The organism is Luteococcus sp. H91 (assembly GCF_038433135.1).
In the GTDB taxonomy this organism is placed as follows: Bacteria; Actinomycetota; Actinomycetes; order Propionibacteriales; family Propionibacteriaceae; genus Luteococcus.
This window is the reverse complement of sequence record NZ_JBCDMV010000034.1, coordinates 1-13615: the sequence shown is the minus strand read 5'-3', so window position 1 is coordinate 13615 and position 13615 is coordinate 1. Positions and strand designations below refer to the sequence as shown.

Annotated in this window: 12 protein-coding genes; 5 read left to right on the top strand and 7 right to left on the bottom strand. The window is 67.5% G+C overall.

What is annotated here, in order from left to right; genetic code table 11:
- The first annotated feature begins 11 nt into the window (after window positions 1-11).
- From AAEX57_RS15055 to AAEX57_RS15045, 3 genes are all read left to right on the top strand, one after another.
- Window positions 12-2564, top strand: coding sequence for a DNA gyrase/topoisomerase IV subunit A (locus AAEX57_RS15055; RefSeq protein WP_342093111.1), 2553 nt, complete (start codon window positions 12-14; stop codon window positions 2562-2564).
- Window positions 2565-2637: 73 nt separating this feature from the next.
- On the top strand, window positions 2638-3132 hold the full coding sequence (locus AAEX57_RS15050) for a beta-class carbonic anhydrase (RefSeq protein ID WP_342093110.1): 495 nt from the start codon (window positions 2638-2640) through the stop codon (window positions 3130-3132).
- Window positions 3133-3255: 123 nt separating this feature from the next.
- Window positions 3256-4536, top strand: coding sequence for a cytochrome P450 (locus AAEX57_RS15045; protein ID WP_342093109.1), 1281 nt, complete (start codon window positions 3256-3258; stop codon window positions 4534-4536).
- A 2-nt stretch (window positions 4537-4538) separates the two neighbouring features.
- Here the strand turns inward: AAEX57_RS15045 and AAEX57_RS15040 are convergent, their stop codons facing one another.
- The gene (locus AAEX57_RS15040; protein WP_342093108.1) at window positions 4539-5846 is read right to left on the bottom strand and encodes an MFS transporter; all 1308 of its coding nucleotides are present in this window, start codon (window positions 5844-5846) and stop codon (window positions 4539-4541) included.
- Window positions 5847-5937: 91 nt separating this feature from the next.
- Between AAEX57_RS15040 and AAEX57_RS15035 the strand changes: the two genes are divergently transcribed.
- The gene (locus AAEX57_RS15035; protein WP_342093107.1) at window positions 5938-6402 is read left to right on the top strand and encodes an SRPBCC family protein; all 465 of its coding nucleotides are present in this window, start codon (window positions 5938-5940) and stop codon (window positions 6400-6402) included.
- Window positions 6403-6416: 14 nt separating this feature from the next.
- Here AAEX57_RS15035 and AAEX57_RS15030 read toward each other — a convergent pair whose 3' ends face one another.
- From AAEX57_RS15030 to AAEX57_RS15020, 3 genes are all read right to left on the bottom strand, one after another.
- Entirely contained in the window at window positions 6417-6638 is a 222-nt protein-coding gene (locus tag AAEX57_RS15030) for a helix-turn-helix domain-containing protein (protein ID WP_342093106.1), read from the bottom strand.
- A complete protein-coding gene (locus AAEX57_RS15025) occupies window positions 6638-7240 on the bottom strand; it encodes a hypothetical protein (RefSeq protein ID WP_342093105.1) in 603 nt (200 codons plus the stop codon). The genes AAEX57_RS15030 and AAEX57_RS15025 overlap by 1 nt, the downstream gene beginning before the upstream one ends.
- Window positions 7241-7308: 68 nt before the next feature.
- A complete protein-coding gene (locus AAEX57_RS15020; protein ID WP_342093104.1) occupies window positions 7309-9405 on the bottom strand; it encodes a DNA gyrase/topoisomerase IV subunit B in 2097 nt (698 codons plus the stop codon).
- 176 nt (window positions 9406-9581) lie between these two features.
- Between AAEX57_RS15020 and AAEX57_RS15015 the strand changes: the two genes are divergently transcribed.
- The gene (locus AAEX57_RS15015; RefSeq protein ID WP_342093103.1) at window positions 9582-9779 is read left to right on the top strand and encodes a DUF7455 domain-containing protein; all 198 of its coding nucleotides are present in this window, start codon (window positions 9582-9584) and stop codon (window positions 9777-9779) included.
- A gap of 77 nt (window positions 9780-9856) precedes the next feature.
- Here AAEX57_RS15015 and AAEX57_RS15010 read toward each other — a convergent pair whose 3' ends face one another.
- The 3 genes from AAEX57_RS15010 to AAEX57_RS15000 form a co-directional block, all read right to left on the bottom strand.
- Complete coding sequence (locus AAEX57_RS15010) at window positions 9857-10045, bottom strand: YbdD/YjiX family protein (protein ID WP_342093102.1); 189 nt, start codon at window positions 10043-10045, stop codon at window positions 9857-9859.
- Window positions 10042-12354 carry a carbon starvation CstA family protein gene (locus AAEX57_RS15005; RefSeq protein ID WP_342093101.1) on the bottom strand — a complete coding sequence of 771 codons (2313 nt, stop codon included), beginning with the start codon at window positions 12352-12354 and terminating at the stop codon, window positions 10042-10044. Before AAEX57_RS15005 ends, AAEX57_RS15010 begins: the two co-directional genes overlap by 4 nt.
- A 69-nt stretch (window positions 12355-12423) precedes the next feature.
- Window positions 12424-13440, bottom strand: coding sequence for an LLM class flavin-dependent oxidoreductase (locus tag AAEX57_RS15000; protein WP_342093100.1), 1017 nt, complete (start codon window positions 13438-13440; stop codon window positions 12424-12426).
- Between the last annotated feature and the right edge of the window lie 175 nt (window positions 13441-13615).

The window sequence follows — 13615 nt, the reverse complement described above, 5'->3', positions numbered from 1 at the left end:
AGCACCCCGCAGTGGCAGCCAGGAAGAGCCGTCCCACCGACGAGCCCGATGAGGACTTCACCGAACGCATCATCGACGTCGACGTCTCCAGCGAGATGGAGGCCAGCTTCCTCGAGTACGCCTATTCGGTGATCTACGCCCGGGCGCTGCCCGACGCCCGCGACGGCCTCAAGCCGGTCCAGCGGCGCATCCTCTACTCGATGGACGACATGGGCATCCGGCCGGACAAGTCGCACGTCAAGAGCGCCCGCGTCGTCGGCGAGGTGATGGGCAAGCTGCACCCGCACGGCGACACCGCCATCTACGACGCCCTGGTGCGCACCGCCCAGGCCTGGTCGATGCGGCTGCCGCTGATCGACGGCCACGGCAACTTCGGCTCGCTGGATGCCGGCCCCGCCGCCATGCGGTACACCGAATGCCGGATGGCGCCGTCGGCGATGGCGATGACCGGCGGGCTGGACGAGGACACCGTCGACTTCAAGCCCAACTACGACGGCAAGGAGACCGAACCCTCGGTGCTGCCGTCGGCCTTCCCCAACCTGCTGGTCAACGGCGCCACCGGCATCGCGGTGGGCATGGCCACCAACATGCCGCCGCACAACCTGGTTGAGGTGGTGCAGGGGCTTCGTCACCTGATCACGCATCCCGACGCGGATCTGCCGGAGCTGATGCGCTTCATCCCCGGCCCGGACCTGCCCACCGGCGGCAAGATCATCGGGCTGGACGGCATCGCCGACGCCTACGCCACCGGCCGCGGCTCGTTCAAGATCCGCGCCACCGCCCGGATCGAGCAGGTCACCCCGCGCCGCAAGGGCATCGTGGTCACCGAGCTTCCCTATGCGGTGGGCCCGGAGAAGATCATCGAGCAGGTCAAGACGCTGGTGCAGGGCAAGAAGATCACCGGGATCGCGGACATCAAGGACCTGTCCGACATCAACAACCACACCCGCTTGGTGATCGAGGTCAAGAATGGGATCAACCCCGAGGCGATCCTGCAGCAGCTCTACAAGAGCACCAAGCTGGAGGACTCCTTCGGCATCAACAATGTGGCCCTGTTCGACGGCCAGCCGCGCACGCTGGGGCTCAAGGAGCTGATGGAGGTCTACCTCCAGCACCGCTTCGACGTGACGCTGCGCCGCACCCAGTTCCGGCTGGACAAGGCCACCGACCGGCTGCACATCGTCGAGGGCCGGCTGCTGGCCATCGTCGACATCGACGACGTGATCGCGATCATCCGCAGCTCCGACGACGTCGCCGAGGCCCGCACCCGGTTGATGGATGCCTTCGAACTCACCGAGGTGCAGGCGAACGACATCCTGGACATCCCGCTGCGCCGGCTGACCAAGTTCAGCGTGATCGAGCTGGAGAAGGAGCGTGAGGAACTCCGGCGCACCATCGAGCAGCTGACCGAGATCATCGAGAACCACGACGTCCTCAGCAAGCTGGTCAGCTCCGAGCTGGCCGAGGTGGCCAAAACCTATGGCGACCCGCGCCGCACCGTGCTGCTCGCCTCCTCCGGCGAGGTGGCCAGTGCCAAGGCCACCCCGCTGGAGGTGCCCGACGAGCCCTGCTGGGTGATGATGAGTTCCGCCGGGCTGATGGCCCGGATGGACACCGCCGACGAGATCAGCGTCGGCGGTGGCCGCGCACAGCACGACGTGATCGTCTCCGCCATTCGGGCCACCAGCCACGCCGAATTCGGGGTCATCACCAACCACGGCCGGCTGATCCGGGCCCGGGCGATCGAATTGCCCACCGTCGTGCCCACCGCCAGCTCCCCCAACCTCAAGGGCGGCTCCCGCGCGTCGGAGCTCTACAGCTTTGACAAGGGTGAACGGCCGCTGGCATTGACCACGCTGGACCATCGCTCGCTGGGTCTGGCCGTCGGCACCCGCAAGGGCGTGGTGAAGCGGGTCAATCCCGATGTGCTGAACAAGGACTCCTGGGAGATCATCCGTCTTGAGGACGGCGACGAGTTGGTGGGCGCGGTGGAACTCACCGACACCAACCACCACCTGGTCTTCGTCTCCAGCGACGCCAGCCTGTTGCACTTCCCCGCCTCGCTGGTCCGGCCCCAGGGCCGCTCGGGCGGCGGCGTCGCGGGAATCAAGCTGGGCAAGGACTGCCGGGCCGTCTGGTTCGGCGCCACCCCCACCCACGACGCGGTGCTGGTGACCGTCTCCGGATCCTCGGATGCCATCCCCGGCACGGAGGTGGGCTCGGTGAAGCTGACCCCCTTCGACGAGTACCCGGCCAAGGGGCGGGCCACCGGCGGTGTGCGCTGTCACCGCTTCCTGAAGGGTGAGGATGCCCTGGTGCTCGGTTGGGTGGGTCCCAAGCCCGCCGTTGCCGCGGCCACCAGCGGTTCCGCGATCGACCTGCCGCCGGCCACCGGCCGTCGCGACGGCTCCGGCACGCCCACCCTGCAGCCGATCGCGGCCGTCGCCACCCGGGAACTCGGGCAGCGGCCCAGCGCTGACGAGGCCGCGGAAGCAGCCGACGACCGGCAGGACGAGATCGCCGAGCAGTCAACCGGGGAGCCGGAACAGGACACTTTGATCTGAGCTGTTCGGCTGCGCCAAGATTTTCTGCTGAACACCGCCGCCGGGCCACCCCCGGCGGCAGTAGGTTTCTCCCATGGGTGATTTCAACGATCTACTGGAAGCCAATGACCGCTACGCCGCCGAATTCCACGACGGCGGTTTCGACGGCATCGCCAAGGCCGGGGTGCTGGTACTGACCTGCATGGACTCCCGGATCGAGCCGCTGGGCATGCTCGGGCTGAAGCTGGGCGACGCCAAGATCCTGCGCAGCCCCGGCGGTCGAGTGACCCCGGACGTGCTCACCGGCTGCATCGTCGGCTCGCACCTGCTGAACGTGAACCGGATCATGGTGGTGCAGCACACTCGCTGCGCGATGGCCTCGGGCACCGACGAGGAGGTCGCCGACAAGATCATCGAGGCCAGCAAGATGGACCTTCGCGGCATGACCTTCGGCGCCAATCCGCAGCAGGAGCGCACCCTGGACTTCGACGTCCGCCTGCTGCGTTCCCACCCGGCGATCAAGCCCCGCACCAAGATCGGCGGCTTCATCTATGACGTGGATTCCGGCAAGCTGACGCAGATCCACTGACCCACGGGCGGCCACGCCGCCGAACCACACAATTCATCATGGCCTGCGTTGCCAGCGCTCGTTTCGCTGGTAGCGCAGGCCATGGTCCTTGATTCGCACGGTCGGGGGCCGGATGGTGGGTGCATGAGCATCCCCAAGGACCGGATCATCGATTTCATCACCCAGGGTTATCTGTGGACGACGCGGTTGCGCGCCGGCAGCGCAGACGCCATGGCCGACAGCCGCCTGCCACTGCGCGTGCTCGGCAGGTCCACCCTGCTGGTCAACGGTGAACAGGGCGTGCGGCTCTTCTATGACCAGGACCGGATTCAGCGCACCGGAGCGATGCCGTCGGTGGTGGGCGGCGGGCTCTTCGGGAAGGGCTCGGTGCATGGGCTGGATGGCGAGCAGCACCAGGTGCGCAAGGCACTGTTCATCCGGGCCGCAATGGATCGCCCGCGGGTGGATGCCCTGTTGGCCGATGCCCAGCAGGAATGGCGCCGAGTGGTCGAGCTGTGGACCGCCGGAGAGGAGCTCAGCGTCTACGACGCGGCCGTGCGGGTCTATGGGCGCAGCATCATCCGCTGGGCCGGCATTGACGTGGATGAGCAGACCAGGGACTGGATCGCCACCACCCAGGCCGAGATCGTCGACGGGTTCGCCGTGGTGGGCCCGGCCTGGCTGAAGACCCGAAAGGACCGTCAGACGATGGATGAGTGGTTCACCGAGCGAGTCCGAGCTGTCCGCGCCGGGGAGATCCAGATTGCCGACGACTCCCCGCTGCGGATGGTGCTGGACCATGTGGAGGCCGACGGCTCCGCGCTGGACGACCACCTGGCCGGCGTCGAGGTCCAGAACCTGATCCGGCCGACCATCGCGGTGGCCCGCTTCGCGGCCTTCCTGGCCGTGGCCCTGGCGCAGCACCCGCACTGGCGGGATCGGGTGCGGGCCGAGACGGCAGAGCGCAGCACCACCATTGAGGGCCCGGTGGCCACTGCCGTCGCAGAAGAGGTGCGTCGCCACTTCCCCTTCGTGCCGCTCCTGCCCGCCGTCGCCCGCAAGGACTTCGTCTTCCAGGGCGAGCAGGTCAAGCAGGGCCAGCGCATCCTGCTGGACTTCTATGGCACCAATCACGACGAGAACAGTTGGCAACGCCCGCACAGCTTCGATCCGCAACGCTTCCTGGACGACCCTTCGCATCGGGAGTCGGATCACTTCATCCCGCAGGGTGGTGGGACTGCGCAAACCGGCCACCGCTGCCCGGGTGAGTGGATCGCCGTCGGACTGTTGGCGCAGACCGCCTCGGAGCTGTCCGAGCTGGTGCTGGAGCTCCCGGACGATCTGGACTGGTCGATGACCCGGATGCCCACCGCACCCAAGGACGGCGTCCTGCCGCGCTCCGTCGGCGTGAACAGCGCCGGCTGAGTTCAGCGACGGTCGTGGGTCACGCCCGCGATCCGCAGCGGCCAGAAGGCCAGGAGCCCCAGCAACAGGGTGACGACGATGCCCATGATTCCCCAGCGCACGCCGAAGGCCGCGGTGAAGGCGCCGATCAGTGCGGGGGCGATGAAGCTCACCACCCGGCCGACGGTGGCGTACAGGCCGAAGGTCTCGTTCTCCTCGCCGGCGGGGATGATCCGGGTGAGCAAGGTGCGGCTGGCCGACTGCACCGGACCCACCAGGAAGCTGATCAGCAGACCGCCCACCCAGAAGACGTCGCTGCGGTTGGCGACGACGATCGCCAGGCCGAAGACGACGATGGCGCACAGGCTGGCCAGGATCACGGGGCGCGGGCCGAGCCGGTCGTCCAGTCGACCGAAGATCCAGGTGCCCAGGGCGGCCGAGACGCTGGCGGCCAGGCCGAAGTAGATCACTTCCTCCTTGCTGAAGCCGTAGGCGCTGGCGGCGATCACCCCGGCGAAGGCGAAGACGGCATTGAGCCCGTCGCGGTAGATGGCCGCGGAGACCAGGAAGTGCAGCAGGCCGCGTTCGTCGCGCCACATCCGCGCCAGTCGTCGGCCGATGTCGGCATAGGCGGCACCGACGCTGAACTTCTCCCCCGCGCGCGGTTCACCGTCGGGGCCGAGGATCATGATCGGCAGGCTGAAGGCCAGCATGAAGACCGAACACATCAGGGCGACGGCGCGCACATTGAACGCCTCGTCGGTGGGCAGACCGAGCATTCCGCCCTTCAGGATGAAGCCGAACAGGGCGGCGACGAGGCAGACCACCCCACCCAGGTAGCCCAGCGCCCAGGCCGTGCCGGAGATCCGGCCGACGGTCCTGGGGGTGGAGACGTGCGGCAACATGCCGTTGTAGAAGACGCCGGCGATGTCCTGCGCGACGCTGGCGAAGGAGAGCAGCCCGGCCCCCAGCAACAGGTAGGCGTTCTCGGGTTTCACGAAGAAGCAGCCGGCCATCGCGGTGATGGTGACCAGGGTTGAGACGCTCAGCATCAGCCGACGTCGCCGCACCCGATCCGCCCAGGCACCCATCAGCGGTGCCAGCAGGGCCAGGCAGAGCCCGGCAATGGTCTGGAGATTGGACCAGACCACCTGCCCGTGGGCCGGGTCGTCGGCCACCGTGCCGGTGACGTAGACCGAGTAGACGAAGCTGAGCATCACGGTGTTGAAGGCATTGCCGCCGAAGTCGTAGGCGCTCCAGGCGGCGACGACGGTGCGCGGCGCCGGGGTCTCGTCGAGAGCCGTGGCGACGGGAGGGATCGGGGTGGTCACAGGGGCACGCTAGCCGCCCGAGGTGGCCAATGGGTGTCCGCCACCCGCGAAAGTACTGGAAGCCGGCTGATGGGCGTGGTTGCGTGGAGGCATGACCGAGATCACCAAGACCACCGCCAGCCGCGAGATTGCCGCCGCCCCGCAGGACATCTTCGACCTGCTCAGCAACCCGATGCGGCATGCCGAGACGGATCCCGCCGGCTCCGTCATCTCCACCGACAAGGGTGAACGCCTGAAGGCCGTCGGCGACACCTTCCGGATGAACATGGTCAAGGGCGACGGCTCCGAGTACCAGACCGACAACGAGGTCTTCGCCTTCGTCGACGGCCGGGTGATCGGCTGGCAGAACAAGCGCAATGTGACCAAGGATGTCGAGGTGGGTTCCAAGTGGCTCTACGAGCTGGAGCCCGTCGACGCCGGCACCACCAAGCTCACGCTGACCTACGATCCCAGCGAGATCACCGACCCGCAGATCCAGGCCATGGCCAAGGAGAAGTTCGCCGTCGAGTCCCAGCTGGAGGACTCGCTGGCCAAGATCGCCGAAGTCCTGGCCTGAGGCTGACGGGCCCCTCACCCCTCGTCGACGCTGAACAGGTCCCCCGGGGCACAGCCCAGCGCGTCGCACAGCGCGGTGAGCGTGGTGAACCTGACCGCCTTGGCGCGGTTGTTCTTCAGGATGGACAGGTTCACCACGCTCAACCCGACGCGTTCGGCCAGCTCGGTGAGCGTCATGCCCCGGGCCGCCAGCAGGTCGTCGATGTGGCAGACGACGCGGTCCTGGTCCGCCGGCATCAGATCACCTCGTCGAGCTCACCCTGCAGGGTCTCGCCGCGACGCAGGACGTATTCGAAGGCCAGGCACAGGTAGCCCGCGAACAACGGAATCCACATCTGCCCGAGCGGGGTCGACGTGCTGAAGCCCGCGCCGAGGGCCTTGGTCGCCCAGGTGGAGCCGAACACGCGCAAGCCATCCGGCACCAGCGCGGTGCCGAACAGGATCCACCGCAGCGCTGTGACCCGCCGCCGGACGCCACCGTCGAAGATGGTGGGAGCCCAGCCGGCTTCGCGCAGCACGAGACCGACCCACAGCAGGGCCATTCCCCAGGCGATCGGGAGCAAGGCCTCCCCCAGCTTCACCAAGGCGACGGCACCCCAGGGCAACAGCGCCACGGGCACCGAGAGGTGATAGGGCCAGACCACCGCGGCCCCCTCCGGCAGACCGGCGAGCGGCAACTGACCGGCCACGTTCTGCACCCGCAGGTTCACCTCCCCGGCTGTGATCACCGCGACGGCGTTGACCACGCCGTAGAGCAACACTCCCGCAGCGAAGATGAACGGCATCACGCTCAGCGACTGGGTCCCCGAGGCGCCACCACTCGATGTGTCTGTCGACATCACGACCTCCTCCATAGCGAATTTCATTAATAACGATATTCGCTAGGTCGACTTCCGCGCAAGAACCGTCAGGCGTCGATCTGTTCCGCGTCCACCTTGTAGGCGCCCTCGACGATGAACTCCTTGCGGGGCGCCACCTCGTTGCCCATCAGGATCTCGAAGGTCTTCTCGGCGGCCTCGGCATCGTCGACGGTGATCCGGCGCAGCGCCCGGTGGCGCGGGTCCATCGTCGTCTCCTTGAGCTGGTCGGCGTCCATCTCGCCCAGGCCCTTGTAGCGCTGCGGTTCCTTGAAGTTGATGCCCTTCTTGGTGAGCTCGGCCATCTTGCGCTGGTACTCGGCGTCGGAATAGGTGTAGATGTACTTGTCCATCCCGCGCTTGGGATTGGTCAGCTCAAAACGGTGCAGCGGCGGAACGGCCGAGTAGACCCGCCCGGCCTCCACCAGCGGGCGCATATAGCGGAAGAAGAGCGTCGCCAGCAGGCAACGGATGTGGGCGCCGTCGGAGTCGGCGTCGGCCATGAAGATGACCTTGCCGTAGCGGGCCTGGTCGACGTCGAAGGTGCGCCCGGAGCCGGCCCCCACCACCTGGATGATGGCGGCGCACTCGGCATTCTTGAGCATGTCGCCCACGCTCGCCTTCTGAACATTGAGGATCTTGCCGCGGATCGGCAGCAGCGCCTGGTGCTCGGAATTGCGGGCCCGGCCCGCGGTGCCCAGCGCCGAGTCACCCTCGACGATGAACAGCTCGGTCAGTTCCGAGTCATTGCTGCGGCAGTCCTTCAGCTTCGGCGGCAGGGTGGAGCTCTCCAGCGCATTCTTGCGGCGCTGGTTCTCCTTGTGCGCTCGAGCGGCGACGCGGGTCCGCGAGGCCCCGATCACCTTCTCCATCACCTGCCGGGCCTGTGCCTTCTGCGCCGGCTTGGTGGAGGCCAGGAAGTCGCCCAGCTCCCGCTCGACGACCCGCTGCACGATCCGGGTGGCGGGCGGGGTGCCCAGCACCTCCTTGGTCTGGCCCTCGAACTGCGGCTCGGCCAGTCGCACCGTCACGACGGCGGTCAACCCCTCCAGACAGTCGTCCTTGATGATCTCGTCGCCGGCCTTCATCAGCCGGGTGCCGTCCATCGCGCGGGTGAAGGTCCTGGTCAGGGCGCGTTCGAAGCCCTGCACATGCGTGCCGCCCTTGGGCGTGGAGATGATGTTGACGAAACTCTTCAGCGTGGTGTCATAGGAATTGCTCCAGCGCAGCGCAATGTCGACGTGCAGTTCCCGCTCCACGTCCTGCGGGGTCATGGAGCCAGTCTCGGCGTCCATCATGGGCACGGTCTCGGTGAACAGGTCGGATCCTTGCAACCGCAGCACGTCAGTCAGCGGTTGGCCCTGGCTCAGGTAGTCGCAGAATTCGCTGATCCCGCCCTCGTGGTGGAAGACCTCGACATCATTGGCGCCGTCGCGCCGGTCGGTGACGGTGAACTTCAGGCCGGGAACCAGGAAGGAGCTCTGCCGGGCGCGCGCCAGCAGCGAGTCGATGTTCAGCTGGGCGTCCTTGAGGAAGATCTGGCGGTCGGGCCAGTAGCGCACCCGGGTGCCGGTGATGCCGCGCTTGGCCTTGCCCACCTCGCGCAGCCCGCTCTGCGGGGTGAAGTTGGCGTCTGGCCCGGGGCCGTCGAAGACGCCGGGCTTGCCGCGGCGGAAGCTCATCTCGTAGGTCTTGCCGGCCCGGTCCACCTGCACGTCGAGCCGGGAGCTGAGCGCGTTCACCACGGAGGCGCCGACGCCGTGCAGACCGCCGGTGGCGTTGTAGGCGCCGCCGCCGAACTTGCCGCCGGCATGCAGCTTGGTGAAGATCACCTCGACGCCACTCAGCCCGGTGCGGGGCTCAGTGTCCACCGGCATGCCGCGGGCGTGGTCGTCCACCTGCACGGAGCCATCCTCGTTGAGGAAGATCTCGATCGCGTCGCCGCTGCCGCCCAGGGCCTCGTCGATGGCATTGTCGATGATCTCCCACAGGCAGTGCATCAACCCCTTGGTGTCGGTGGAGCCGATGTACATGGCGGGGCGCTTGCGCACCGCCTCCAGCCCTTCGAGGACGAGGAGGTGCTTGGCCTCGTAGTCACGCCCCGACTGGGCGGCGGTCTTGTTGGCAGGAGTCTTCGCGGTTGGCACCCGGAAAGGGTACTCGTCGCCGCCGACAAAAGCCCGGTTCCACGCCACGGCCTGGTTCGATCGGGCGAACCGCAGCGACGGGTAGGCTGAAGGGGAACAAAAGGATCACCAGCACCGTTGAACCAGATGTTCGACCCTTCGCGGGCACCCTGCTCGCCAGAACCATTGGAGGCCAAGTGACCACCACAGTCATCGAGGACCGTTCGCTGGACGCGACGGACCGTTGCGACCGTTGCGGCGCCCAGGCCTACCTGCGCGTCATCCTCGCCTCTGGCGGGGAGCTGCTCTTCTGCGCGCACCACGCCCGCGCCCATCAGGACAAGCTGCAGCAGGTCGCGCTCAAGATCCAGGACGAGACCGCCAAGATCGGTTGAGAACTGGTCGCTCGAGAACATCGATCCAGACCGCAACAGCGCCCCTACCGCATGGTGGGGGCGCTGTTCTTTGCGGGCTAGCAGCAGCGTGCCGCCGGGTTCCGGGACTCGTGATCCCACTTGGCCCGGTAGAAGTCGGCCTTGCTGGGCGCCGGGGTGCCCGGGTGCGCATGCCGATGGTGGGCCAGGTAGCGCTCGTAGGCGTCCAGACCACTCATCCCCTTCCACACCCGGGCCGCCATCCGGGCCGCTTCCCGGACGCTCACGACGTCGCCGCCAGCTTGTGGGCGTGCTGCGAGTGGTCCAGGTGCTCCCCACTGGGGTCCAGACCTGCGACCTGCCACTGGGCCAGCACCTGCTTCTCCTGTGCCGTGGCAAGGAAGCTGGACGGAGCGAAGATCTCCGACGGGGTGTGTGGGGTCTCGGCGTCGGGCAGGCCTCCGGCGCGCCAGGCCTTGATGGCGATCCGCAGGCCGATGGCGAGCACCACCAGCACCAGGGCCGCGTAGATGATGCTCAAGGTGCCCTGGACGAAGGTGTTGCGGATCACCATGTCGATCTCATGCGGGTTCTTGGCGGTCAGGTAGGTGGTCTTGCCCGCCTCCTTGGCCGCCTTCGCCGCGGCATGGTTGCTCCAGTAGCCGATCTTGGGGTTGTCCGAGAAGATCTTCTGGTAGCTGGCCCACATGGTGATCAGCACGTCCCAGGCCAGCGGCAGGCCGGGGATCCAGGCCCACCTGAACAGTCCCTTCTTCATCACGACGATGAAGACCAGAGTCAGGGCGATGGCGGCCAGCAGCTGGTTGGCGATGCCGAACAGTGGGAAGAGCATGTTGATGCCGCCCAGCGGGTCGGTGACGCCCATCACCACGATGGAGCCCCACCCGGCGACGGTCAGCAGGGTGGTGATCCAGGCTCCGGTCCGCCACGACGGGTCACCGAAACGCTTCAGTCCCGGGACATTGGCGAGCATGTCGCCGATCATGAAGCGCGCGACGCGGGTACCGGCGTCGATGGTGGTCAGGATGAACAGCGCCTCGAACATCACGGCGAAGTGGTACCAGAAGGCCTTGGCGGCGCCGATCAGCGGAATCTGGCCGAAGATCTGGGCCATGCCGAAGGCCAGCGTCGGGGCTCCACCGGTGCGGGAGATGATGGTGCTCTCCCCCACCTCCTGGGCGGCCTGGCTGAACATCTCCGGGGTGGCCGGTGGCAGCGGGGCTCCGCCGGGGCCGACCAGTCCGAGCCCATTGGTGTACTTGGCGACGGTCTCGGGCGTGCCGCCGGTCAGCCCCAGCGGGGCATTCATCCCGAAGTACATGTGCTGGTCGATCACGCAGGCGGTGATCATGGCGGCCATCGCGACGAAGCTCTCGGTGAGCATGCCGCCGTAGCCAATCACCCGGGCCTGGGATTCCTTCTGGATCATCTTGGGCGTCGTCCCGGAGCTGATCAGCGAGTGGAAGCCGCTCAGCGCGCCGCAGGCGATGGTGATGAACAGGAAGGGGAACAGGTTGCCGGCGAAGGCCGGGCCGGTGCCGGTGTGGGCAAAGGTGGTGACGGCCGGCATGCTCATCACCGGCAGCACCACCAGGATGGACAGCGCCAGGAAGGCGATGGTGCCCACCTTCATGAAGGTGCTCAGGTAGTCACGCGGCGCCAGCAGCAGCCAGACGGGCAGGACGGCGGCGAAGAAGCCGTAGATGGCGATGGCGTAGGCCAGCTGCACCGGGCTTAGGGTGAAGACCTGGGCCAGCGACGGGTGGTGGCTCACCCAGGAGCCGCCGGCGATGGCGGCCACCAGCAGCACGATGCCGATCACGGAGGTCTCCCCCACCGCCCCGGGACGGATGTAGCGCATGTAGACGCCCATCAGCAGGGCGATCGGGATGGTCATCGCAATGGAGAACACGCCCCACGGGCTGTGGGCCAGGGCACCGATGATGACGATTGCGAGCACCGCGATCAGGATGATCATGATGGTGGTCACGCCGAGGATGGCGAACCAGCCGCCCACCGCACCCAGCTCGTCCTTGGCCATCTGCCCCAAGGAGCGTCCGCGGCGACGAATGGACAGGTGCAGCACCATGTAGTCCTGCACGGCGCCGGCCAGGATCACGCCGAAGACGATCCACAGGGTGCCGGGCAGGTACCCCATCTGGGCGGCGAGCACGGGTCCAACCAGGGGCCCGGCACCGGCGATGGCCGCGAAGTGGTGGCCGAAGAGCACGACCCGGTGGGTGGGCATGAAGTCCTTGCCATTGGCGAACTCCTCGGCCGGGGTGGCCCGGGTGTCGTCGGGCCGGTGGATCTTGCGCTCGATGAGCTTGCCGTAGAAGCGCAGGGCCAGCACATAGCTGCCGACGGCGGCCAGGACGAACCACGCGGCGCTGACCCGTTCGCCGCGCTGCAGGCCGATGACGAACCAGGCGATCGCGGCCAGGATGCCGATGGCACCGAAGAAGAGCTTCTCCCGCCCGCTCAGCCGATGGTCGTCGACCACAGCGACGGGCGGCAGGTCAGGCCGGGTACGGATCGCGGTTCGAGGTTCCGCGACGGGGGTGGAGGAGGTCACGCTGAGCCTTTCTGGTCGTCACTGACGGGCGGAGCCTATCCCCGACGACCAGACTTTGAGATCAGCGTCTCAGTGTGTGGCGAGCCCCATCTGCTGCACGTCGCGCAGGGTGGCAATCCGGGTCTCGACGTCGTGCGTGGTGGCCGCCAGCATCAGCTCCTGCACCCCGGTGCGATCCACCAGGTCCTGCAACCGGGGCCGTACCTCGTCGGGCGTACCGACGAACTTGGTGGCGGGCAGGTGGACCAGCATCTGCTCATCCAGCGGGTTGATCCCCCGTTCGGCGGCGACCTCGGGCGAGACCACCGGCGTCAGCTTGTTGGTGCGCAGGGCCAGGGCCATCTGCTTGGCGGGGCCGGCCAGCCATTCGGCACGTTCGGCGTCTTCATCGGTGATCACGCTGGTGGCAATCATGGCGTGCGGCTGGCTCAGCGCGGGCGACGGCTCGAAGCGGTCGCGGTAGGCGTCCATCACCGCCACCTCGTCCATCTGGCCGAAGTGGTGGGCGTAGCAGTAGCGCAGGCCGAGCATGCCGGCCAACTGGGCGGAGTAGGCGGAGCTGCCGAGCAGCCAGACCTCGGGGTAGGTCTCGGGCTTGGGCGTCGCGGCCAGGCTGGCCGACTGGGGATTCTCCAGCCGGTTGTCGCCCAACCAGCTGAGCAGTTCCAGCACGTGCTGCGGAAATTCCTGCACCCCCAGGGCATCCGAGCTGCGACGCAGTGCCTGGGCGGTGCGCTGGTCGGTGCCGGGTGCCCGGCCCAGCCCCAGGTCGATCCGATTGGGGTAGAGCCCCTCCAACAGGGCGAACTGCTCGGCCACCACATAGGGCGCGTGGTTGGGCAGCATCACACCGCCGGACCCCACCCGGATCCGCGACGTGTGCGCCCCCAGCGCGGCGATGATCACCGGCGGATTGGTGCTGGCGACGGCAGGCATGTTGTGGTGTTCGGCCACCCAGTAACGGCGGTAGTCCAACTCGTCGGCGGCCTGCGCCAGGGTGATGGAGCGCTGCAGCGCCTGCGGGGTGGTGGTGTCCTCGGTGACGGTGACCAGGTCAAGGACGCTCAGTGGCAGTGGGGTGCTCATACTCCCCCAACCGTGACGGGTGCCCGACGTATTCCCCCCAGGCCCTAGCCTCGATCTTTCATGAGGGCTGGTTGGTCAACGGTCCAGCGTCGTTGCCGGTCTCGTAGTCATGATTCTGGCATGGGGGTGTGACAAGGTCCCGCATGCGCTGCGGGTAGGCGTCGGTTCCACTGCC